The sequence below is a fragment of the Saccharothrix xinjiangensis genome (assembly GCF_039527585.1).
In the GTDB taxonomy this organism is placed as follows: Bacteria; Actinomycetota; Actinomycetes; order Mycobacteriales; family Pseudonocardiaceae; genus Actinosynnema; species Actinosynnema xinjiangensis.
On sequence record NZ_BAAAKE010000033.1, the window covers coordinates 66,953 to 88,454 of the forward strand.

At 72.3% G+C, this 21,502-nt stretch carries 24 protein-coding genes; 13 read left to right on the plus strand and 11 right to left on the minus strand.

From position 1 onward, the window contains the following. The first annotated feature begins 19 nt into the window (after nucleotides 1-19). Nucleotides 20-358, plus strand: a complete 339-nt coding sequence (locus ABD223_RS38490) for a DUF3099 domain-containing protein (protein WP_380645597.1) — start codon at nucleotides 20-22, stop codon at nucleotides 356-358. A 2-nt stretch (nucleotides 359-360) separates the two neighbouring features. On the opposite strand, the gene ABD223_RS38495 is transcribed toward ABD223_RS38490, so the two are convergent. After that, the gene (locus ABD223_RS38495) at nucleotides 361-1,263 is read right to left on the minus strand and encodes a carbohydrate kinase family protein (protein WP_344042337.1); all 903 of its coding nucleotides are present in this window, start codon (nucleotides 1,261-1,263) and stop codon (nucleotides 361-363) included. Further along, nucleotides 1,260-2,186: a pseudouridine-5'-phosphate glycosidase gene (locus ABD223_RS38500; RefSeq protein ID WP_344042339.1), complete on the minus strand. Its 927-nt coding sequence runs from the start codon at nucleotides 2,184-2,186 to the stop codon at nucleotides 1,260-1,262. Before ABD223_RS38500 ends, ABD223_RS38495 begins: the two co-directional genes overlap by 4 nt. Nucleotides 2,187-2,217: 31 nt before the next feature. On the opposite strand from ABD223_RS38500, the gene ABD223_RS38505 reads away from it, so the two are divergent. Continuing rightward, nucleotides 2,218-2,466 (plus strand): DUF3039 domain-containing protein, encoded by a 249-nt coding sequence (locus ABD223_RS38505; protein ID WP_344042341.1) that lies wholly within the window; start codon nucleotides 2,218-2,220, stop codon nucleotides 2,464-2,466. Between the two features lie 108 nt (nucleotides 2,467-2,574). Here ABD223_RS38505 and ABD223_RS38510 read toward each other — a convergent pair whose 3' ends face one another. Further along, nucleotides 2,575-3,678 carry a YihY/virulence factor BrkB family protein gene (locus ABD223_RS38510; RefSeq protein WP_380645596.1) on the minus strand — a complete coding sequence of 368 codons (1,104 nt, stop codon included), beginning with the start codon at nucleotides 3,676-3,678 and terminating at the stop codon, nucleotides 2,575-2,577. Nucleotides 3,679-3,842: 164 nt separating this feature from the next. Here ABD223_RS38510 and ABD223_RS38515 point away from each other — a divergent pair, with 164 nt between their 5' ends. The 5 genes from ABD223_RS38515 (at nucleotide 3,843) to ABD223_RS38535 (ending at nucleotide 10,449) form a co-directional block, all read left to right on the plus strand. Then, complete coding sequence (locus ABD223_RS38515) at nucleotides 3,843-5,567, plus strand: DEAD/DEAH box helicase (RefSeq protein WP_344042345.1); 1,725 nt, start codon at nucleotides 3,843-3,845, stop codon at nucleotides 5,565-5,567. Between the two features lie 250 nt (nucleotides 5,568-5,817). Continuing rightward, nucleotides 5,818-6,957: a sugar ABC transporter substrate-binding protein gene (locus tag ABD223_RS38520; RefSeq protein WP_344042347.1), complete on the plus strand. Its 1,140-nt coding sequence runs from the start codon at nucleotides 5,818-5,820 to the stop codon at nucleotides 6,955-6,957. A gap of 84 nt (nucleotides 6,958-7,041) precedes the next feature. Continuing rightward, entirely contained in the window at nucleotides 7,042-7,815 is a 774-nt protein-coding gene (locus ABD223_RS38525) for an ATP-binding cassette domain-containing protein (RefSeq protein ID WP_344042349.1), read from the plus strand. Nucleotides 7,816-7,844: 29 nt separating this feature from the next. Then, the gene (locus ABD223_RS38530) at nucleotides 7,845-9,275 is read left to right on the plus strand and encodes a sugar ABC transporter permease (protein ID WP_344042351.1); all 1,431 of its coding nucleotides are present in this window, start codon (nucleotides 7,845-7,847) and stop codon (nucleotides 9,273-9,275) included. Between the two features lies 1 nt (nucleotide 9,276). Continuing rightward, the gene (locus tag ABD223_RS38535) at nucleotides 9,277-10,449 is read left to right on the plus strand and encodes an ROK family protein (RefSeq protein WP_344042353.1); all 1,173 of its coding nucleotides are present in this window, start codon (nucleotides 9,277-9,279) and stop codon (nucleotides 10,447-10,449) included. 101 nt (nucleotides 10,450-10,550) lie between these two features. Here the strand turns inward: ABD223_RS38535 and ABD223_RS38540 are convergent, their stop codons facing one another. The 3 genes from ABD223_RS38540 to ppgK form a co-directional block, all read right to left on the minus strand. After that, entirely contained in the window at nucleotides 10,551-10,730 is a 180-nt protein-coding gene (locus ABD223_RS38540; protein ID WP_015800348.1) for a DUF7455 domain-containing protein, read from the minus strand. A gap of 568 nt (nucleotides 10,731-11,298) precedes the next feature. Continuing rightward, the gene (locus tag ABD223_RS38545) at nucleotides 11,299-12,603 is read right to left on the minus strand and encodes an RNA polymerase sigma factor (protein ID WP_344042355.1); all 1,305 of its coding nucleotides are present in this window, start codon (nucleotides 12,601-12,603) and stop codon (nucleotides 11,299-11,301) included. Nucleotides 12,604-12,801: 198 nt separating this feature from the next. Then, a complete protein-coding gene (gene ppgK / locus ABD223_RS38550) occupies nucleotides 12,802-13,563 on the minus strand; it encodes a polyphosphate--glucose phosphotransferase (RefSeq protein WP_344042357.1) in 762 nt (253 codons plus the stop codon). 95 nt (nucleotides 13,564-13,658) lie between these two features. Here ppgK and ABD223_RS38555 point away from each other — a divergent pair, with 95 nt between their 5' ends. Then, nucleotides 13,659-14,459, plus strand: a complete 801-nt coding sequence (locus tag ABD223_RS38555) for an inositol monophosphatase family protein (RefSeq protein WP_344042359.1) — start codon at nucleotides 13,659-13,661, stop codon at nucleotides 14,457-14,459. Between the two features lie 304 nt (nucleotides 14,460-14,763). On the opposite strand, the gene cei is transcribed toward ABD223_RS38555, so the two are convergent. Beyond that, the gene (gene cei / locus ABD223_RS38560; RefSeq protein ID WP_344042361.1) at nucleotides 14,764-15,465 is read right to left on the minus strand and encodes an envelope integrity protein Cei; all 702 of its coding nucleotides are present in this window, start codon (nucleotides 15,463-15,465) and stop codon (nucleotides 14,764-14,766) included. Between the two features lie 431 nt (nucleotides 15,466-15,896). Here cei and ABD223_RS38565 point away from each other — a divergent pair, with 431 nt between their 5' ends. After that, a complete protein-coding gene (locus ABD223_RS38565) occupies nucleotides 15,897-16,196 on the plus strand; it encodes a DUF4193 domain-containing protein (protein WP_344042363.1) in 300 nt (99 codons plus the stop codon). 136 nt (nucleotides 16,197-16,332) lie between these two features. Here ABD223_RS38565 and ABD223_RS38570 read toward each other — a convergent pair whose 3' ends face one another. Further along, nucleotides 16,333-16,797: a DUF3093 domain-containing protein gene (locus tag ABD223_RS38570; protein ID WP_344042365.1), complete on the minus strand. Its 465-nt coding sequence runs from the start codon at nucleotides 16,795-16,797 to the stop codon at nucleotides 16,333-16,335. 24 nt (nucleotides 16,798-16,821) lie between these two features. On the opposite strand from ABD223_RS38570, the gene dut reads away from it, so the two are divergent. Beyond that, nucleotides 16,822-17,289 (plus strand): dUTP diphosphatase, encoded by a 468-nt coding sequence (gene dut / locus ABD223_RS38575; RefSeq protein ID WP_344042367.1) that lies wholly within the window; start codon nucleotides 16,822-16,824, stop codon nucleotides 17,287-17,289. A gap of 5 nt (nucleotides 17,290-17,294) precedes the next feature. Next, nucleotides 17,295-17,921 carry a DUF3710 domain-containing protein gene (locus ABD223_RS38580; protein ID WP_344042369.1) on the plus strand — a complete coding sequence of 209 codons (627 nt, stop codon included), beginning with the start codon at nucleotides 17,295-17,297 and terminating at the stop codon, nucleotides 17,919-17,921. 57 nt (nucleotides 17,922-17,978) lie between these two features. Here the strand turns inward: ABD223_RS38580 and ABD223_RS38585 are convergent, their stop codons facing one another. Continuing rightward, on the minus strand, nucleotides 17,979-18,650 hold the full coding sequence (locus ABD223_RS38585) for an alpha/beta fold hydrolase (RefSeq protein WP_344042371.1): 672 nt from the start codon (nucleotides 18,648-18,650) through the stop codon (nucleotides 17,979-17,981). A 107-nt stretch (nucleotides 18,651-18,757) separates the two neighbouring features. Between ABD223_RS38585 and ABD223_RS38590 the strand changes: the two genes are divergently transcribed. Both ABD223_RS38590 and ABD223_RS38595 read left to right on the plus strand, forming a co-directional pair. Next, a complete protein-coding gene (locus tag ABD223_RS38590; RefSeq protein ID WP_344042373.1) occupies nucleotides 18,758-19,135 on the plus strand; it encodes an OB-fold nucleic acid binding domain-containing protein in 378 nt (125 codons plus the stop codon). Continuing rightward, on the plus strand, nucleotides 19,132-19,917 hold the full coding sequence (locus ABD223_RS38595) for a DUF3159 domain-containing protein (RefSeq protein ID WP_344042375.1): 786 nt from the start codon (nucleotides 19,132-19,134) through the stop codon (nucleotides 19,915-19,917). The genes ABD223_RS38590 and ABD223_RS38595 overlap by 4 nt, the downstream gene beginning before the upstream one ends. 240 nt (nucleotides 19,918-20,157) lie before the next feature. Here ABD223_RS38595 and ABD223_RS38600 read toward each other — a convergent pair whose 3' ends face one another. After that, nucleotides 20,158-20,814 carry a potassium channel family protein gene (locus tag ABD223_RS38600; protein WP_344042377.1) on the minus strand — a complete coding sequence of 219 codons (657 nt, stop codon included), beginning with the start codon at nucleotides 20,812-20,814 and terminating at the stop codon, nucleotides 20,158-20,160. Continuing rightward, a complete protein-coding gene (locus ABD223_RS38605; protein ID WP_344042379.1) occupies nucleotides 20,815-21,477 on the minus strand; it encodes a potassium channel family protein in 663 nt (220 codons plus the stop codon). Between the last annotated feature and the right edge of the window lie 25 nt (nucleotides 21,478-21,502).

Consider the following 21,502-nt stretch of genomic DNA (forward strand, 5'->3'; position numbering starts at 1 on the left):
CCCGGCGCCTGGTGGGACCATGGAGTCAATTGGAGGTGATGTCGTGACCAACCCCGAGCGCGACAGCACACCGGTGCTCATCACCGAGGCGGCTCCCTCCTACGAGGAGCAGCACGCCGCCCGCAAGCGCAAGTACGCGATCATGATGGGCGCCCGCATCCCCTGCCTGGTCCTGGCGATGGTCTTCTACCAGACCTGGTGGCTGGCGCTCGCGTTCCTCCTGCTGTCCGTGCCGCTGCCCTGGATGGCGGTCCTGATCGCGAACGACCGCCCGCCCCGCAAGGCGGAGAAGCCCAACCGCTTCGTCCGGGAGCACCGCGCCGTCGAGGCGCGCCCGCACCAGGTCATCGACGGCTGAACTCAGGTCACCGACGGCGCGGCGGGCCGAGCGGCCGGGACGGAGGGCTGAGCGCCCACGGACGACACGGCCCGCGCCGCCGCCCGCACGCCGGCCAGCAGGGCATCCCGCCGGGACGCCCCGGTCAACCACGCCGCCAGCAGCCCGGCGTCGAACGCGTCACCGGCGCCGGTCGAGTCCACGCACTCCACGTCCTCGGCGGGCACCGACACCACCCCGTCCGCGTCCACCCAGCTCGCCCCGCCCGCGCCGGACGTCAGCGCCACCGCGCCCACCACGCCCAGCAGCGCCCGCGCGGACGCCGGTGACGCCGACCCGGTGAGCGCGACCAGCTCCTCGGTGTTGGGCAGCAGCAGGTCGACGCCCCGCAGGTCGTCCAGGAACCCGTCGTAGAACAGCGCCGCCGACTGCGGGTCCACCGACGTGGTCAGCCCGGCCTCCCGCGCCGCCCGCAGCGCCGCCACCCCGGCGGGCCGCGACGACGCGTCCAGCAGCACGTACCCGGAGAGGTGCAGGTGGGACGCGCCGCGCAGCAGCGCGGGGTCCACGTCGCCGGGCGCGAACCGGGCGTTGGCGCCCCGGTCGGGCAGCATGGTCCGCTGCCCGGTGTCGTCCACCAGCACCACCACGCAGCACGTCGCCGCCTCGGCGTCCACCGCGAACGCGCACCGCACCCCGGCGGCGGTCAGCTCCGCCTGCACCTGCCTGCCCGCGGTGTCCGCGCCGACCCGCGCGAGCAGCACCGGCGACGCGCCGCACGAGGCCAGCCACGCCGCCGTGTTCGCGCCGGCCCCGCCGGGCTCCATGGTCACCGAGGCCCGCGTGTCGCCGCCGTGCACGACGGTCCCGGAGTGCCGGGCCACCACGTCCAGCCCCGCGTCGCCGACCACCACGACCGCGGTCACCGACCACCCTCCAGCGCCGCCAGCTCCACGGCCACCTCGGCGGCCAGCGCCGCGTTGGACACCACCAGCTCCTCGTTGGAGTCCAGGCTCACCCCGCCGCTGGCGGTGTGGAAGTGCTCCAGCAGCACGGGCGTGACCTCCTTGCCGCGCACCCCGCGCGACCGCAGCAGCTCCAGCCCCTCGGCCAACAGCCGTTCGTGCAGGTCGGCGGGCATCTCGAAGGCGGCGGGCACGGGGTTGGCCAGCAGCACGCCCGACGAACCCGGCACCCCGGAGCGGTGCGCCGCCACCACCGCGGCGGCCTCGGCGGCGGACTCCACCCGCCACGGCACGCCGAACGCGGACTCGCGCCGGTAGAACGCCGGGAACCGGTCCGCCCGGTACCCCAGCACGGGCACCGACCTGGTCTCCAGCAGCTCCAGGGTGGCCCCGACGTCCAGGATCGACTTGACCCCGGAGCACACCACCAGCACGGGCGTGGTCGCCAGCACGTCGAGGTCGGCGGACACGTCCCAGGTCTCCCGCGCGCCCCGGTGCACCCCGCCGAGCCCGCCGGTCGCGAACACCCCGATGCCGGCGGCGTGCGCCAGCGCGGCCGTGCCCGCCACCGTGGTGGCCCCGTCCCGCTTGAGCGCGAACGCCGCGCCCAGGTCCCGCCGCGACAGCTTCACCAGGTCGTTCGCCGGGTCGCACACCCGGTCCAGCTCCTCGGCGGTCAGCCCGACCTTGGGCACCCCGCCCAGCACGGCGATGGTGGCCGGCACCGCGCCCGCCGCCCGCACCACGTCCTCGATCCGGGCGGCGACCTCGCGGTTGCGCCCGGGAGGCAGCCCGTGCGACAGGATCGTGCTCTCCAACGCCACCACCGGCCGGTTCCCGGCCAGGGCGGATTCGACCTCTTCGGTGATGCTCGGCGTACTCACGAAGGGCCATCCTCCCAGGTAAGCTGGGCGGGTGAGCACGCAGACCCTGCCCGAAGTGGAGACCCGGCCGGAAGGCACCGACCACACCGGGGACGACACCCCGAAGATGTTCCACTACGTGCGCAAGAACAAGATCGCGGAAAGCGCGGTCATGGGCACGCACGTGGTGGCGCTGTGCGGCGAGGTCTTCCCGGTGACGAAGTCGCCGAAGCCCGGCTCTCCCGTCTGTCCGGATTGCAAGCGGATCTACGACGGCCTGCCCAAGGGCGGCGGCGAGTAGGTCCCCGACCCGCGACGCCCCGGCACCGGCCACCCGGAGCCGGGGCGCCGTCGTCCTGACCTGGGAGCGCTCCCGGCGCGAGGGCGCGGACTGAGCCGAGTGCGCCGATCAGCCCTGGGTCCGCCGCACGGGCGGTGGTTCCTCCGGCCGCCGGTCCTCCAGCGGCACGGCGCCGTTCCCGGAGCCCTCGGCCGGCCCCTCCCCGGCCTCCCCGTCCTGCTGCCGGACCCGCCCGCCCTCGTCGGACCGGATGCGCTCGGCCGCCCGCTCGATCTCCAGCCGCTGCCAGCGCCGCCGCTGCCGCCGCGTCATCCTCGCCGGCCACATCTCCTGCAACGCGCTGTTGAAGTAGGCGCCGATCGTGATCGCCAGCCCGATGAAGAACGCGAACAGCAGGAACGCGATGGGCGTGGCCAGCGCGCCGTACGTGTAGCCCGTGGTGGTGATCCACCGGATGTAGAGCCGCAGCCCGATCGACGACAGCAGGAACACGAACATCGCCAGCACCGCGCCGGGCACGAGCCGGTGCCACGGCAGCTTGTTCGGCAGCGCCACCTTGTAGAGCGTGGCCAGCGCCAGCACCAGCATCACCGCGATGGAGGGGTAGTAGAAGGCGTTCAGCCAGCTCGCGATCGTCGGTTCCCACGAGTCCGGGAACAGCCGCGGCAGCACCTCGGGGCCCAGCGCCAGCACCGGCAGGCCGATGATCAGCAGCACCAGGCTCGCCATGTAGAGCAGCAGCGCGAAGATCCGCTGCCACACCTCGTTGCGCACCCCGTACTGGTCGTGCGCGGCCGTGATCGCGTCCACGAACGACGACATCGCCGACGACCCGGCCCACAGCGAGATGAGGAAGCCGATCGAGACGATCTCACCCTTGCCGCTGGTCAGCACCTGGTCGACGGTGGGCACGATCACCCCGTTGACCACGTCCTGGCTGAAGATCGTCCGGCAGGTGGCGATGATGTCGTCCTTGACCGCGCCGACCACGTCGGGTCCGAGCCAGTCGCCGACGTAGCCCAGGCTGCCCAGCAGGCCCAGCAGCAGCGGCGGGAACGACAGGGTCTGCCAGAACGCCGCCTCGGCCGACTCGGAGAAGATGCTGCCCGCCCACGCCTTGGACCACGTGCGCGCCAACAGGCGCAGGGGACCCTTTCGGCCCGTGCTGCGCGTCCCGTTGACCCGAGGCGAACCCATCGCGTGGTCAAGCATGGTGCATGGCGGGCCATTTCGCGTCACCGGAGCCCGTGTCCGGTCCCGCGAGCCGTGCGCGGCGGCCGCAGCGGGTAGGCTGTGCCTCGCCCTCGACGGTCACCCGCACCGAGGGCATTCCCATGTCCGCACCGCAGGTGATCAGCGCTGGAGGGGTTCCGAGGTTGTCGCAGCCGCAGGTCGTCGCAACCCGCCCGCTCCGAGCCTGGCAGCGCCGCGCGCTGACCAAGTACCTGGCCGCCAAGCCCAAGGACTTCCTGGCCGTGGCCACGCCCGGCGCGGGCAAGACCACGTTCGGCCTGCGCGTCGCGGCCGAGCTGCTGGCCGACCGCACCGTCGAGGCGGTCACCATCGTCACGCCCACCGAGCACCTGAAGCACCAGTGGGCGAAGGCGGCGGCCGAGGCGGGCATCGCCATCGACTCGAACTTCCGCAACACCATGGCGGTCACCTCCCGCGACTTCCACGGCGTGGCGCTGACGTACGCGCAGGTCGCGGCGCACCCGACGCTGCACCGGGTGCGCACGGAGAACCGCAAGACGCTGGTGCTGCTCGACGAGATCCACCACGGCGGCGACGCCAAGTCCTGGGGTGACGCGATCCGCGAGGCGTTCACGCCGGCGGTGCGGCGGCTGTGCCTGACCGGCACCCCGTTCCGCTCGGACGACTCGCCGATCCCGTTCGTCACCTACGAGCCCGGCCCGGACGGCGCGCAGCGCAGCAAGTCCGACCACTCCTACGGCTACTCGGACGCGCTGAAGGACGGCGTGGTCCGGCCGGTGATCTTCCTGGCCTACTCGGGCGAGGCGGCGTGGCGCACGAGCGCGGGGGAGGAGTTCTCCGCGCGGCTGGGCGAGCCGCTGACCCAGGAGCAGACGGCGCGGGCGTGGCGGGTGGCGCTGGACCCGTCGGGCGAGTGGATGCCGTCGGTGCTCAAGGCGGCGGACGTGCGGCTGACGCAGCTGCGCAACGGCGGCATCCCCGACGCGGGCGGCCTGGTCATCGCGACCGACCAGACCGTGGCGAAGGCCTACGCCGAGGTGCTCAAGCGCGTCACCGGCCACGACGCCACCCTGGTGCTGTCCGACGACCCCAAGGCGTCGGGCCGCATCGCCGAGTTCGCCGCCTCGCAGGAGCGCTGGCTGATCGCGGTGCGCATGGTGTCGGAGGGCGTCGACGTGCCGCGGCTGGCCGTCGGCGTGTACGCGACCAGCGCGTCGACCCCGCTGTACTTCGCCCAGGCCATCGGCCGCTTCGTGCGGGCGCGGGCCAGGGGTGAGACGGCCAGCGTCTTCCTGCCCAGCGTGCCGGTGCTGCTCGGCCTGGCCAGCGAGCTGGAGGCGCAGCGCGACCACGTCCTGGGCAAGCCGCACCGGGAGAAGGACGGCTGGGACGAGGACCTGTTGTCCCAGGCCAACAGGGTCGACGACGAGCCGGGCGAGGAGGAGCGGGCGTTCACCTCGCTGGGCGCGTCGGCCGAGCTGGACCAGGTGATCTACGACGGTTCGTCGTTCGGCACGGCGGCGTTCGCGGGCAGCGACGAGGAGCAGGAGTACCTGGGCCTGCCCGGCCTGCTGGAGCCCGACCAGGTGCGCGCGCTGCTGCGGCAGCGGCAGGAGAAGCAGCTGGTGGAGGCGAGCAAGCGGAACGCGGCGGCCGCCGCGGCGCCCGCGCCGCCCGCGCCGGCGGCCCGGCCCGCGGGCGTGCAGGAGCGCCTGGCGCAGCTGCGCAAGGAGCTCAACACGCTCGTGGCCATGCACCACCACCGCACCAGGAAGCCGCACGGCAAGATCCACAACCAGCTGCGCGAGTACTGCGGCGGCCCGCCGACGGCGATGGCCAGCATCGAGCAGCTGGAGGAGCGGATCGCCACGCTGCGCTCGTGGTGAGCCACGCGACGTGACGTCGCGGTGATCTTCGGGCTCGCTCCGTTGCGAGCCCGAACAAACCCTCTGGTCAGCACTTTCGTGACTGGACGTAACCAACTGGGCCGTTCGGCGTAGTTAGATGACTGTTCGGTTATCTCTCTGTTAGCTCATCGTGCTGACTTTATCGGTCAAGTGTGCTTCCGGTCACCGTGGGTGGGGGCATACGTTGTGCGCCACAACATTTATGCACCTGCGTGAAAGGGATGGCTGGATGCGCAGCAAGAGCCTCGCTCTCATCGCCGCAAGCACGGGCCTTGCGTTGGCCATGACGGCATGTGGCGCGAACACGTCCACGGGTGGCAGCACCCCGACGGAGACCAACACGGACAGCGCCTCGGGCGGTGGCACGAAGGTCGGCGTCATCCTCCCGGAGACCAAGTCCTCCGCCCGCTGGGAGGGCTTCGACAAGCCGCTCCTGGAGAAGGCGCTCAAGGCCGAGGGCCTTGAGCCCGACATCCAGAACGCCCAGGGCGACGTGCAGAAGTTCTCGACCCTGGCGGACGGCATGATCAACGCCGGCGTCAAGGTCCTGATCATCGCCACCCCGAACAGCGAGGTCGGCGCGTCGGTCGCGCAGAAGGCCAAGGCGTCGGGCATCCCGGTCATCGACTACGACCGCCTGAACCTCGGCGGCAGCTCCGACTACTACGTGTCGTTCGACAACGAGAAGGTCGGCGAGCTCCAGGGCCAGGGCCTGGTCCAGGGCCTGGAGAAGCTGGCGCCGGGCAAGAAGCCCGCCGAGGTCATCGAGATCGAGGGCGCCCCGACCGACAACAACGCCACCCTGTTCCACAACGGCCAGAAGAAGGTCCTGGAGCCCAAGTACGGCTCCGGCGACTACAAGCTGGTCCAGTCGCAGGCCATCCCGGACTGGGACAACCAGCAGGGCGGCGTGACCTTCGAGCAGATCCTGACCGGCAACGGCCAGAAGGTCGACGGCGTCGTGGCCGCCAACGACGGCCTCGCCGGCGCGGTCATCACCGTGCTGAAGAAGTACGGCCTGAACGGCAAGGTCCCCGTCACCGGCCAGGACGCCACCCCGGAGGGCCTCCAGGCCGTCCTGCGCGGCGACCAGTTCATGACCGTCTTCAAGCCGATCGACGCCGAGGCCAACGCCACCGCGAAGCTGGCCGCCGCCCTGGCCAAGGGCGACAAGGCCGGCGCCGACGCGCTCGCCACCGGCTCGGTCGAGGACACCAAGGGCAGCCGCACCGTCAAGTCGGTGCTGCTGGAGGCCCAGCTGATCACCAAGGAGAACGTCAAGACCGTGGTGGACGCCGGCTTCGTCAAGGCCGCCGAGGTCTGCGTCACCGACCTCGCCGCCACCTGCACCGAGCTCGGCATCAAGTAGTTCACGCTCGCGCCGGGGCGGGGTGCGGCAGACGCACCCCGCCCCGGCGCGCCCACCCGCGAGTGGGAACACAGGAGGAAACCAGTGAGCGAGCCGATCCTCGAGCTGCGCGGCATCAACAAGACCTTCGGTCCCGTGCACGTGCTGCACGACATCGATTTCGCCGTTCACCCCGGCCAGGTCACCGCCCTCGTCGGAGACAACGGCGCGGGCAAGTCCACGTTGGTCAAGTGCATCGCGGGCATCCACCCGACCGACTCGGGCACGGTGCTGTTCGACGGCAAGCAGGTCAACATCCCGGGCCCGCGCGAAGCGGCGGACCTGGGCATCGAGGTCGTCTACCAGGACCTGGCGCTCTGCGACAACCTCGACATCGTCCAGAACATGTTCCTGGGCCGCGAGCGCGGCAAGCTGGGCGTGCTCGACGAGGCCGACATGGAGCAGGCCGCCCGCAAGACGCTGACCTCGCTGTCGGTCCGCACGGTCAAGTCCGTGCGCACGCAGGTCTCGTCGCTGTCCGGCGGCCAGCGGCAGACCGTCGCCATCGCCAAGGCCGTGCTGTGGAACAGCCGGGTCGTGCTGCTCGACGAGCCGACCGCGGCGCTGGGCGTCGCGCAGACCCGCCAGGTGCTCGACCTGGTGCGCCGGCTGGCCGAGCAGGGCCTGGGCGTGGTGCTGATCAGCCACAACATGAACGACGTGTTCGAGGTCGCGGACCGCATCGCGTGCCTCTACCTGGGCCGCATGGCCGCCGAGGTCAACACCAAGGACGTCACGCACGGCCAGGTGGTCGAGCTGATCACCGCCGGCCGCTCCGGGGACCTGGGCATCGCTCGGGCCGAATCCGCCACCATCTGACGCCGAGGGCTCAGGACGAGGAACGCAGCATGACCAACACCACCAGCGAGACGTCGCCCAAGGACCCCCAGGGCGCCGCCATCTCCGACTTCGGCATCGACACCACCTCCCAGTCCACCGGCGAGGCGCTGCGGGACTACGTGGCCCGCCTGCGCGGCGGCGAGCTCGGCTCCCTGCCCGCGCTGCTCGGCCTGGTGGCACTGCTGATCGTGTTCAGCTCCCTGGCCGACACCTTCCTGACGCTGGGCAACATCGCCAACCTCCTCGCGCAGGGCGCGAGCATCGTCATCATCGCCATGGGCCTGGTGTTCGTGCTCCTGCTGGGCGAGATCGACCTCTCCGCGGGCACCGCGTCCGGTGTCACCGCGTCGGTGATGGCGCTGCACCTGGTCGAGAACGGCAACCTGCTCGGCGGCATGGGCGACACCGTCTTCATCATGTACTGCGCCGTGCTGGTGCTGGCGATCGCGCTCGCCGCGGTCGTGAAGCTCTGGCCCGCCGCCGCGATGGCCGGCTTCGCGCTCCTGGTCTCGGTGATCGGCGTGCCGGCCAACCCGTGGGTCGAGATCCTGCTCGCGATCTGCGTCGGCGCCGCGATCGGCTCCGTCACCGGCTTCCTGGTCGCGAAGGTCGGCATCCCGTCGTTCGTCGTGACCCTCGGCCTGTTCCTGACCTGGAGCGGCGTGGTGCTCCAGCTCATCGGCGACGGCGGCACGCTCGGCCTGCGCAACGACGTGCTGTTCAACGTCGCCAACGGCAACCTCAGCACCGCGGGCTCGTGGGCGCTGTTCGCCATCGCCGCGGGCGGTTACGCCGCGCTCGTGCTCGGCCGCCACTTCAGCCGCCTGCGCAAGGGCCTGGTCGCCCAGCCCACCCCGATGATCCTGACCAAGGTCGGCATCGTCGTGGTGCTCGCCGCGGCCGCCACCTACGCGCTGACGCTGAACCGCTCGGCCAGCGACTTCGTGGTCATCGCCGGTGTCCCTTACGTGGTGCCGCTCGTGCTCGTGCTCCTGGTCCTCGGCACGTTCGTGCTGGAGCGCACCCGTTACGGCCGCCACGTCTACGCCGTCGGCGGCAACCAGGAAGCCGCCCGCCGCGCCGGCATCAACGTGGCGCAGATCCGGATGAGCGTCTTCGTGATCGCCTCCTCCGCCTCGGCCATCGGCGCGATCGTGTACTCCTCCAAGGTCGGCTCGGTCGACCCGAACGCCGGTGGCGGCAACACCCTGCTGATGGCGGTCGGCGCGGCCGTGATCGGCGGCGTGTCGCTGTTCGGCGGCAAGGGCAGGCTGCGCGACGCGGTCATCGGCGGCGCGGTGCTCGCCACCATCTACAACGGCATGGGCCTGCTCAAGCAGCCCGCCGCCGTCGTGTACGTGGTCACCGGCCTGGTGCTGCTGCTGGCCGCGAGCATCGACGCGCTGTCCCGTCGCCGGGCGGCGAGCTCCACCCGCTGACGTGAGCTCACCGACCGCGGGAGCCCGGCCGGACGAGGTCCGCAGGCACAACCGCTCGGCGCTGCTGCGCCGGCTGCACGTGGACGGGCCCTCCACCAGGGCGTCGCTGGCGGCTGAGCTGGGTCTCAACCGCAGCACGATCAAAGCCCTGGTGGACGGCCTGGCCGAGTCCGGCGTGGTGGCCGAGCGGGTGCCCGCCCAGCGTTCCGGCGCGGGCCGCCCGTCCCTGCTGGTGCTGCCCCAACCCCACGCCGCCGTGGTCATGGCCATCGACATCCGCGTCGAGCAGGTGGCGATGGCCATGGTGGGCCTGGGCGGCGACATCCTCGGCCGGGACTCGTGGAACCTGCACCACCGGTCCCGAGACCCCGGCGAGGTGATCACGCACATCGTCGACTCGGCCAAGCTGCTGGCCGACGAGCTGGACGCGCGGGCCGTCGGCGTCGGCGTGTCCGTGCCCGGCGTGGTGCGCAGGTCGGACGGCCTCGTGCACGAGGCGCCCAACCTGCACTGGACCGACGTCGCCCTGGGCGAACGGCTGTCCGCGGTGCTGAAGGTGCCCGTGCAGGTGGGCAACGACGCCGAGCTGGGCGCGCTCGCCGAGCACACGCGCGGCGCCGCCCGCGGCTCGTCCGACGTCGTCTACATCTCCGCCGACGTCGGCATCGGCGGCGGCGTCATCTCCAGCGGGCAACCGCTGCGCGGCACCGGCGGCTACGTGGGTGAGCTGGGTCACATGGTGGTCCGGCCCGGTGGCCGGCGCTGCTACTGCGGCTGCCACGGCTGCTGGGAGACCGAGGTCGGCGAGGCGGCCCTGTGCCGGGCGCTCTCTCTGCCCGAGGACTCGCCGCGCGGCGCCGTGGTGGCCGAGCTGAGGTCCCTGGCCGGCTCGCCGGACTCGGTGGCGCACCGGCTGGACGAGTTCACCGAGTGGCTGGCCATGGGCCTGGTCACGGTGGTCAACATGCTCGGCCCCGAGCTGGTGGTGCTCGGCGACCTGTTCACCGCGCTGCCCGAGTCCTTGGTGGACCGGTTGCGGCGGACCGTGCAGGAGCGGTCCCTGGTGTCGCGGGCGGTCGGCGGCACCCGCATCGAGTCCTCACCGCTGGGACGGGACGCGAAGCTCGTCGGAGCGGCGGAACTGGCCTTCGAACCCGTGCTGGGCGAGGTCTGAGCGGCCGCTGAGGAGGCCCGGACGTGCAGGGGGCGGGGATCCCGGTGGGATCCCCGCCCCGGACGGCCAGGGTGCCACGAGCCGCGGACGGCTCGCGGTGTTCAGCCCTGCTGCAACTCGGCAGCGAGCTCGCGCAGCTTGGTGCTGTGCTCGCGGGCGTGGTGCCCGCAGAACAGCAGCTCGCCCCCGGAGGGGAGCACGGCGCGAACCTGGGCAGCAGCCCCGCAGCGGTCGCAGCGGTCGGCAGCGGTCAACGCGGGGCGGGTGAGCGTGGTAGTCATGGAAATCTCCCTCCGTCCCGGCACCGGGGATCGGTGCCCTCACACCTAGCTGCGACCACTTCGCATCTGGCGGGTGCGCCGTGTTCGCTGCTTCCACTCTTGCAGACGCACGGGCGTAAGTCAGTGTTCCCAGGGCCGTGGCGACCCGCGTCACTGTCGATTTACCCGGTGGTCGAGTGGTTCGAACCTGCGCCCCACCATCGGTTCGATCAGCGGCCGTTCACTTTCCGCTGTCACGCCAAGGCTTTCCGACCTGCGAATACGGCATCGGAATCACCACCACTGGGCCGAAAGGTGCATGATCGGGTCGCCTCCGAGTGATCGGCGACACTTCGGTCCGCCCAGAGCGAACACGCGCCCCTGTTCCACCATCCGGACGTCCACGTCCGGTTCACCGCCGCGTCAGGTGACGGGTTCGGGCTCCCGGTCCGAACGCGAGGCCCGCCGGGCGCGACGTCCGCGCCCGGCGGGGCCGCGTCGACCCCGTCGCCCGGCCGTCCTGTTCAGACGAAGGAGGGCGCCCCGGCCTCGCCGGGCCGGGGCGCCCTCCACTCCTCGTCGTCGACCGCTAGTCGAGGTAGTCGCGCAGCACCTGCGAACGGGACGGGTGGCGCAGCTTCGACATCGTCTTCGACTCGATCTGCCGGATGCGCTCCCGCGTCACCCCGTAGACCTGGCCGATCTCGTCCAGCGTCCGCGGCTGGCCGTCGGTGAGGCCGAACCGCAGCCGCACCACGCCCGCCTCGCGCTCGGACAGCGTCGCCAGCACCGACTGGAGCTGGTCCTGGAGCAGCGTGAACGACACCGCGTCCACCGCCACCACGGCCTCGGAGTCCTCGATGAAGTCACCGAGCTGGCTGTCGCCCTCGTCGCCGATGGTCTGGTCCAGCGAGATGGGCTCCCGGGCGTACTGCTGGATCTCCAGCACCTTCTCCGGGGTGATGTCCATCTCCTTGGCGAGCTCCTCCGGGGTGGGCTCGCGGCCCAGGTCCTGGAGCAGCTCGCGCTGGATGCGGCCGAGCTTGTTGATGACCTCGACCATGTGCACCGGGATGCGGATGGTGCGGGCCTGGTCGGCCATCGCGCGGGTGATGGCCTGGCGGATCCACCACGTGGCGTACGTCGAGAACTTGTAGCCCTTGGTGTAGTCGAACTTCTCCACCGCGCGGATCAGGCCCAGGTTGCCCTCCTGGATCAGGTCCAGGAACGCCATGCCGCGGCCGGTGTAGCGCTTGGCCAGCGACACCACCAGGCGGAGGTTGGCCTCCAGCAGGTGGTTCTTGGCCCGCTCGCCGTCCCGCACGATCCACCGCAGGTCGCGGCGGAGCTGCGGGGTCAGCTTCTCGCTCTCCTCCTCGGCGCGGCGGACCCGCTCCGCGGCGTAGAGGCCGGCCTCGATGCGCTTGGCGAGCTCGACCTCCTCCTCCGCGTTGAGCAGGGCGACCTTGCCGATCTGCTTGAGGTAGGCGCGGACCGAGTCGGCGGAGGCCGTCAGCTCGGCGTCCTTGCGGGCCTGCCGCAGGGCCTCCGACTCCTCCTCGTCCCAGACGAAGTCGCCCTCGCCGGGCTTGGCCTCCTCCTCGGCGGGCTCTTCCTCGACCGGCTCGTCGATCAGCTCGACGTCGTCGACCAGGTCTTCGCCCTCCGGGCCCTCGAAGCCTTCCGGCTCGTCACCCTCCGTCGCCTTCTTCGCCTTGGCCGGCGCGGCAGGGGCGCCCTTGGCGCCCGCCTTGCGCGGCGTCCGCGTCGTCGTCTTGCCCGCCGCGGCGGTCTTCGCCACCGGCTTCTTGGCCGGGGCCTTCCTCGCCGAGGTGGCCTTGGGCGTCTCCTCGGCGTCAGCCTGAGCTGCCTGGGTCGTCTTCGCGGCTGCCACGTACGCCCTTTCGCGACTGTCGATCAAGGCAAACCGAAGGGCGCGAACCTCGGTCGCCGGAGTACGGGGGATCCCCCGCCGGATCGTTCGTCAGCGGGGCACCGTTCCATTGTAACGACGAGAATCGCGTGCCGTTGCGCACCGCTGCGGACCGAGGTGGTCCGACACGCGTTCTCGCAGCTCAGAGCCTTGGGTTTGTCAAGGCGCGAGGTGGTGCGTCGCCGCCACGGCCGCGCCGACGATGCCCGCGTCGTTCTTCAGCGCCGCGGCGACCACGTCGGTGCGCACCTCCAGCAGGGGGAGCCACTTCTCGGCCTTCTTGCTCACCCCGCCGCCCGCGATGACCAGGTCCGGCCAGATGAGGTTCTCCAGCACGGTGATGTACCGCGACACCCGGGGCGTCCACTCCGCCCAGGTCAGGTCCTTGTCCTCCTTCACCGAGGCGGCCGCGCGGGTCTCGGCGTCGTGGCCGTCGACCTCCAGGTGGCCGAACTCGGTGTTCGGGACGAGCTTGCCGTCCAGGAACAGGGCGCTGCCGATGCCGGTGCCGAAGGTCAGCAGCACCACCAGGCCGTTCCGGTCCTTCCCGGAACCGAAGCGCATCTCGGCCACGCCCGCGGCGTCGGCGTCGTTCATCACGACGACCTGGTCCTTGGGCCTGCCGAGGCGGCTGGCGAACAGCTCGGCGGCGTCCGTGCCGATCCACTTCTTGTCCACGTTCGCGGCGGAGCGGGCGACGCCGTGCTGCACGACGCACGGCAGCGTGACGCCCACCGGGCCCTCCCACCCGAACTTCTCGACGATCTCGGCGACCACGTCGGCGACCGCGTCCGGCGTCGACGGCTGCGGCGTGTTGATGCGCAGGCGTTCGCCCTCCAGTGCACCCGCCTCCAGGTCCACGAGCCCGCCCTTGATGCCGGAGCCGCCGATGTCCACGCCGAACCCGCGGGTCATGCCCATCCCCGTGGCCCTTCCTACTCGATTCAGTGACCGTGGCCGCAGACATTAGCCTGCGGTTCTCCGATAGTCCCGTGAGAGTGACGCAGGAGGAACAGTTGCGTTTCGATCCGCGCTCCTTGGTCGAGATCGCCGCCACCGTCGCGCGCGAGGCCGGTGACCTGGCCAGGAACATGCGCGACACCGCCGTGGCGGATGTCGGCACCAAGAGCACGCAAACCGACGTCGTCACGGCGGGTGACACGGCCGCCGAGCAGCTCGTGCGCCGGCGGCTCGCGTCGCTGCGCCCCGGCGAGGCGGTCCTGGGGGAGGAGGAGGGCGGCGAGGCGGCCGTCGAGGGCCTGACCTGGGTCGTCGACCCGATCGACGGCACGGTGAACTACCTCTACGGCATCCCCCACTACGCCGTCTCGCTCGCGGCCCAGGTGGACGGCGAGTCCATCGCCGGCGTCGTCTACGAGCCCGCCACCGGCCACCTGTGGACCGCCTGGTCGGGCGGCGGCGCCTACCTGGACGACCGGCGCCTGTCCGTCTCCGACGCCACCCGGTTGGACGTGTCGCTGCTGGGCTACGGCTTCTCCTACAGCCCCGAGCGCCGCCGGCGCCAGGCCGAGGCCTGGGCGGCCCTGGCCACCAGGGTCCGCGACATGCGCCGGGCGGGCGCGGCCTCCCTGGACCTGTGCGCCGTGGCCGCGGGCCGCCTGGACGCCTACGCCGAACACGCCCTCAACCGCTGGGACTGGGCCGCGGGCGCCCTGATCGCCCGCGAGGCCGGCGCCGTGGTCCACCTCCCGGGCGACCTGCCGGCCCTGGGCCGGGACGTCACCTTCGCCGCCGCCCCGGGCATAGCCGAAGCCCTCTGCGAGGCCTTGATCGACGCCGACTTCCCCCGGGTCTGACCTCCGCGAGCCGAACACCAGCCCCGCGTGTCCTCCACTCAGACCCCGCGTGTCCTCCACCCGGGCATCGCGTGTCCTCCACTCCGGCATCGCGTGTCCTCCGCTCAGGCACGGTGAAACCACCGCTCAGGAACGGCAGGGAGCTCCCGAACGCGTGGTTCGCGGTGCCCGACCGGAGGACACGCCGTGCCGGACCGGAGGACACGCGATGCCTGAGTGGAGGACACGCGCGGGTGTGGAACTCAGGGGGTCCGGGTGTTCGACACGGTGGGCCTGAGCGTTCGACTCGCGCGGGGTGACGGGGTCAGCAGTGGGCTTCGCGGGCGCCCTGGAGGTTGGCGGCGTTGAGGGACGGCGGGACGGCGGCCTCGGCGGCCTGGCCGCCCTGCTGCTCCGGCTGCTGCTCCGCCCACGCGGCCAGCTGGTCGAGCACCTTGCGGGCGTCGCTGTTCGGCTTCACCTCGCCGAACTTCTTGCCGATCGCCACGTCCACCGTCGCGTCCTGCCGCTCGTCGCGCACCAGCTCCAGGCACGGCTCGACCAGGCTCAACGTGCGGGCCGCGCCGGCGCCGGGCGCGCCGAACCGGATCTGGCCCCGGCACGTCATGTCCTGCGCCAGGTACACCGGGTCGTTGCCCGGGTCCGCCGCCTGGGTCATCCCCAGGTCGGCGAGCGACGTCGCCACGAACCGGGCCTGGTTGCGCTGCGTGCTCGCGTTGAACACCCGGAAGTGGACCTCGTTCACCGGCACGGGGTCGGTGCGGTCCAGCGCGTCGTGCGCCAGCACCGTCCCCAGGGCCTGCGCGGGCGACGCCGGGGCACCCGACGCGGGCGCTCCGCCGGGCGGGTCGCAGCGGATCGCCGCGTCCACGTCGCCGGCCTCCGACAGCACCCGGTTCCACACCACCACCGCGGTCACGGCCAGCACCAGGAACAGGGCCAGCGCCGGCAACGGCCGCCGCTTCCGGTACCGCGACGACCCGCTTCCTCCCGTACCGGGTCCCACGTCCGCCGACCTCCCCCTGGCGCAGTGCTGATGGTGATCAGGCTATGCCCCGCCCCGTCGCCCCGCGCCTCGGGTCGGCGGTAGCTCGCCGTTATCACCCGGTCGCGAACGGTTGACGGCGCGAAGGGCGCCGCGGCACGGGCGAGACGGGTGGGCACTGCCTCCCCGGAGCCTATCGGTCCAGCGTGTGAAGGGCGTGTCACCCGTCTGCTCAATTAGGGGGAACCCGCTGCGCACCCGCCCTGAGGATGAGCTACCCTCTCGGCGCTCCGCGCAGGGCCGGACACCGGGAAGCGTCGACGACAGGGGGTTGGCGCCCGGCCGCGAGAGCGAGACCTCCGTCACTGGGGACGGAGGGCACAAACAGGGGCGCTGGGACGTTAACCAGCGACACGAACAGTCTCCGTTGACCGCAGGGGTGTGAAAGAAAGATGGCGACCGACTACGACGCGCCGCGTCGCAGCGAGGCGGACGAACTCGCTGAGGACTCCCTCGAGGAGCTGAAGGCGCGGCGCAACGAAACGCAGTCCGGGGTCGTCGACATCGACGAGGACGCGACCGCCGAGAACTTCGAGCTGCCTGGTGCGGACCTGTCCGGCGAGGAGCTCACGTTCAAGGTCCTGCCCAAGCAGGCCGACGAGTTCACCTGCTCCAAGTGCTTCCTGGTGCACCACCGCAGCAGGCTGGCGGAGGAAGTCGGCGGTCAGTACATCTGCCGCGACTGCGCCTGAGCAGACCGAGCCCGACCGGCACCAGCGCCGATACCGGCACCACCACCGACACCACCACCACCACCAACTAGATCTGGGCGCTCACCCCTCCGCCGGGGTGGCGCCCAGTCCCGTTGGGGGACGTCCCGACGAAGTTTCACCGGTTGCGCAGCACCGCTGCCAACTCTTCCGCTGAACGCACGCTGAACAGCCAGTACGGCGTCGGGTCCCGCGGGTCCTCCAGCCGCACGCGCACCATCGGCCCCACCCACCCGCGGTGGGCGACGAACGCCATCGGGTCGAGGTTCGGCCCCATGGCCTTGCGCTTGGTCCTCGCGTCGAACACCTCGACCTCGCCGAGCAGCTCCAGCGGCACGTGCGCCTCGCCGACGCGCAGCTCGCCCCCCGCCACCTCGACCCGCACCGAACCCAGCCGCACGAGCAGCAGGACGACCAGCGGCAGCAGGACCGCGTAGGGCAGCCACGACCGCACGCCCGGGAACCCCATGTGGATCTCGGCGGCCAGCAGCGCCGCCGCGGCCAGCGGCAGCGGCCAACCCCACCAGGGGACGGACAACCGCTCGCGGAACGCGGTCGGGGCGGTCACAGCACTCTCGCTCACGCCACCAGGGTAGTCTCGCGCGCCGTGCCCAGCGTCGAGGTCCTGCTGTCCCGGCTCGATCCCTCAGTGCCACTCCCGGCCTACGCCCGTCCGGGTGATGCCGGCGCGGACCTGGTGACGACCACCGACGTGGTGATCGAACCGGGTGAGCGCGCCGTGGTCGGCACCGGGATCTCCCTCGCGCTGCCCGAGGGGTACGCCGGGTTCGTGCACCCCCGTTCGGGACTCGCCGCGCGCGTCGGCCTGAGCGTGGTCAACGCACCGGGCACGATCGACGCGGGCTACCGGGGTGAGATCAGGGTGTGCCTGGTCAACCACGACCTGCGCGAGCCGATCGTGCTCACGCGTGGTGACCGGATCGCCCAGCTGGTGGTGCAGAAGGTGGAGCACGCCGTGTTCCGCGAGGTCGACGAGCTGCCCGGCTCCGCGCGCGGTGCCGGCGGCTACGGCTCTACTGGCGGGCACGAGGTGCTCGCCCGGACGGAGGGGTGAAGGCGATGTTCGGAAAGCGCCGCAAGCGCGGTAGGCACTCCGCGAACCGGGGGACGGCGCAACCCGAGGTCGAGTTCGACGCCGCGGACGGGCCCGAGGAGGGCCCGTTCGACGAGGCGCAGGCCCCCGACGACGGCCTGAACAGGCTCGACCTGGGCTCCATCCGGCTGCCGGTGCCCGACGGCGCCCAGCTCCAGGTGGAGATGGACCCGTCCGGCGCCGTGCGGGCCGTGCACCTGCTCACCGGCGTCGGCCAGCTCACCGTGAGCGCGTTCGCCGCGCCGCGCAGCGACCGGCTGTGGCCGGAGGTCAGCGGCGAGATGATCGCCCAGTTCAAGTCCGACGGGTTCCGGATCCTGCGGGAGAACGGCGAGTGGGGCGAGGAGATCGCGGCGCGCAACAACGAGGTGCACCTGCGCGTGGTCGGCGTCGACGGCCCCCGGTGGATGCTGCGGGGCATCGCGGCGGCGCCGAACGAGGAGATGTCCGTCCAGGCGGCGGAGGCCCTGTACGCGCTGATGCGCGACACGGTCGTGGCGCGCGGCGAGCAGCCGATGCCGGTGCGCACGCCGCTGCCGATCGAGCTGCCCGAGGCCATCGCGCGGCACATCCAGGCCCAGCAGCAGGGCTGATCGGACGGGTCGGCGCCGCGGCGCCGACCCTCCCGGGTCCGGTCCGGCCCGGGAGGGTCACCCCAGCGCCTCGGCGTACGCGGCGAGCGCGGCGCGGCCCAGGGACTCCGGGTCCGCGCCGAGCGCCGCCAACGTCGTCGTGCGCAGAGCGCCACGAGGCAGGGCGTCCACCCACGTACGAGCGATTTCCAACGGGTGAACGGGGTCGTCGACGCACGCGGCGACCCCGACCGGCGCCGCCACCCCGCCCAGCTCGGCCGCCGTCGGCGCGCGCGACCCCGCAGCCTCCCGCAGCACGCCCGCCAGCCGCGTCCCGTACCGGGGCCACGCGCGCCGCAGCTCGTCCCCGAGCCACCCGTCCACCCCGGTCAGCGCGGCCTCCACCCCCGCCGCCTCCACCGCCGCCGCGCTCGCCGACGCGGCCAGCGCGGCGGGCGCGCCGTCCGCCGGACCGAGCCACGCGGGCAACGCCGCCAGCACCCCCGCGCACCGCCCGGGGTGCCGCACCGCCCACGCGGTCGCCACGTGCGCGCCCAGCGAAACGCCCCCGACCAGCAGCGGAGTCCCCGACCAGGCCGCGTCCAGCGCCTCGACGCACTCCCGGACGCCCCGCGCCGCGGGCGCGACGAGCGAGAACCCGGCCTCGGCGAGCGGGCGCCCGAACACCCGCCCGACGAACACCTCGTCGGACGCGGTGCCGGGCAGGAGAACGGCGCGTGACGGGCCCATGGCCGCAGATCCTCCCCCAGTCGGATACTCGATCGGGGGTAGCTGGTTACCCTGGCTCTCAGACGGGCTTCGCTGTCGAGGCCCCGCGCACTCTCCTGGAGTCGGGGATGACTGGTACCGGGGGCGGCTATTGGCGCCGCCTCGTGCGTCGGCTGAGCGCCGACGCGAGCGAGTTGGACGCCGACGACCTCTCGCGAAAAGTCGAGGCGGTCGGAGCCGTACGGGCGTGTGACTGCAAGTCCGGCCAGGAGGTGACGGTGCTCGGGAGGTTGCGCAGCGTGGAGCTGTGCCCGCGCGACGCGGCCGCCACCCTGGAGGCGGAGCTGTTCGACGGCACCGAGGGCGTCACGCTGGTGTGGCTGGGCCGCCGCCGGATCGCGGGCATCGAGCCGGGCCGCACGATCAAGGCCAAGGGCCGGATCGCCGTGCGCGACGGGCGCAAGGTGCTCTACAACCCCTACTACGAGTTGCAGAACGCTTCATGACCGAGGTTGACGAGGCTGAAGAGAAGCAGCCGACCATGCTGGAGCAGATGGGCGGCGTCAGCGGGCTGGCGTTCTCCTCGCTCCCGGTGGTCGTGTTCGTGCTGGTCAACGTGTTCGCGGGACTGATGCCCGCGATCTGGGCCGCGCTCGGTTCGGCGGTGCTCATCGGCGTCGTGCTGGCCCTGCGCAAGGGCTCGATCCAGCCCGCCGTCTCGGCGGTGTTCGGCGTCGGCATCGCGGCGTTCATCGCCTACCGGACCGGCGACGCCAAGGGCTTCTTCCTGTTCGGCATCTGGCAGAGCCTCGTCTACGGCGGCGGGTTCCTGCTGTCGATCCTGGTGCGGCGGCCGCTGGCGGGCGTGATCTGGAACATGCTCAACGCGCAGGGCAGCGCGTGGCGGCAGGACCGGGCGAGCGTCCGGGACTACGACATCGCCACCCTGGTGTGGGCGCTGGTGTTCTTCTCCCGGTTCGTGGTGCAGCGGTGGCTGTACGACGAGGCGTCCCTGGGCTGGCTGGCCGCCGCGCGGCTGGCCATGGGCTACCCGCTGATGGCGGTGGCGCTGGTGGCGACGGTGTGGGCCGTGCGGCGCTCGGACAAGCGCCTGAAGGCCGCGATCGCCCGCGAGGAGGAGGAGAACCGGGAGGCCGAGGAGCGCCTGCGCGCGCAGGCCGCCCGGGACCAGGCGCCCCCCGAGAACCGGCCGAGCATCTACGAGCGGCTGGCCAACCCGCCCCAGGCCGACGAGGGCCGAGTGGCCGCCAGACCCGACGAGCGCTGAGCCACCACCCGGGCGCCACGAGCACCACGCTGACGCTCCGCAGGGGTCCCCGCCCAGGGGACCCCTGCTTTCACCCTGCCGGCCGGCACCGACGAAACCGAGCGCCGGCGGCCCGCCTGTGGACAACCCGCCGCCCCACAGCGCGGCCCGCTTGCCGCCGTGGAACCCGCCGGCCGGGCCAACGCGGCCGGCTCACCGCCGTGCAGCCCGCCGGCCCGGCACCGCGGCCGACTCCCCGCCTCAGTACCCCAGCGAGGACCGGATCTCCTGCTCCACGTCCGCCGCCGCCACGAACAGCAGCTCGTCCCCGCCCTCCAGCGTGTCGTCCGGCGAGGGCACGATCACCCGCCCGCCCCGCAGGATGGTCACCAGGGCGGCGTCCCGCGGCAGCGCCAGCGAGTTCACCGGCGACCCGCCCAGCGGCGTGTCCTCCGGCAAGGTGATCTCCACCAGGTTCGCCTGCCCCTGCCGCAGCGTCATCAGCCGCACCACGTCGCCGACCGTCACGGCCTCCTCGACCAGCGCCGACAGGATCCGCGGCGTCGACACGGCCACGTCGACGCCCCACGACTCGGTGAACAGCCACTCGTTGGCCGGGTCGTTCACCCGCGCCACCACGCGCCGCACCGCGAACTCGGTCTTCGCCAGCAGCGACACCACCAGGTTGACCTTGTCGTCACCGGTGGCGGCGATCACCACGTCGCACAGCTGCATCCCGGCGTCCTCCAGCGAGGACAGCTCGCAGGCGTCGGCCTGCACCCACTCGGCCTGGTCCACGGTGTGCGGTTCGAAGTGCTTCCGGTCCCGCTCGATCAGCATGACCTGGTGACCGTCGGCCACCAGCTCCGCGGCGATCGACCGGCCCACCGCGCCGGCGCCGGCAATGGCGATGCGCACTCAGCCCTCCTCGGGTGCCTGGGCCGCGGCGGCGGCCACATCGGTCACGGTGCCGGACAGGGCCGCCACGTACACCTGGTCGTCGGCCTGGAGCACCGTCTTGGGGTCGGGCAGCACGCCCGTGCCGAACCGCATGATGAACGCCACCCGGCAGCCGGTGGCCTCCTGGAGGTCCCGCACCGAGCGCCCCACCCAGTCCTCGTGCAGGTCGAGCGGCAGCACCGCGACCGTGCCGGACGGGTCGCGCCACACCGTGGCGGTGCCCTCGGGGATCAGCATCCGCAGGAACCGGTCGGTCGACCAGGGCACGGTCGCCACGGTCGGGATGCCCAGCCGCTCGTACACGGCGGCGCGCTTCTCGTCGTAGATGCGGGCGACCACGGCCTCCACCCCGAACGTCTCCCGCGCCACCCGCGCCGAGATGATGTTGGAGTTGTCGCCGCTGGACACGGCCGCGAACGCGCCGGCCCGCTCGATGCCCGCCTCGATGAGGACGCGCTGGTCGAAGCCGTTGCCGACGACCTGCTGCCCGTGGAAGTCGGACCCGAGGCGCCGGAAGGACTGGACATCCTTGTCGATCACCGAGACCTGGTGGTCCAGGCGCTCCAGGGCCCTGGCCAGGGAGGAGCCGACCCGGCCGCACCCCATGATCACCACGTGCACGTAAGCCTCCCGAACGACATTTACG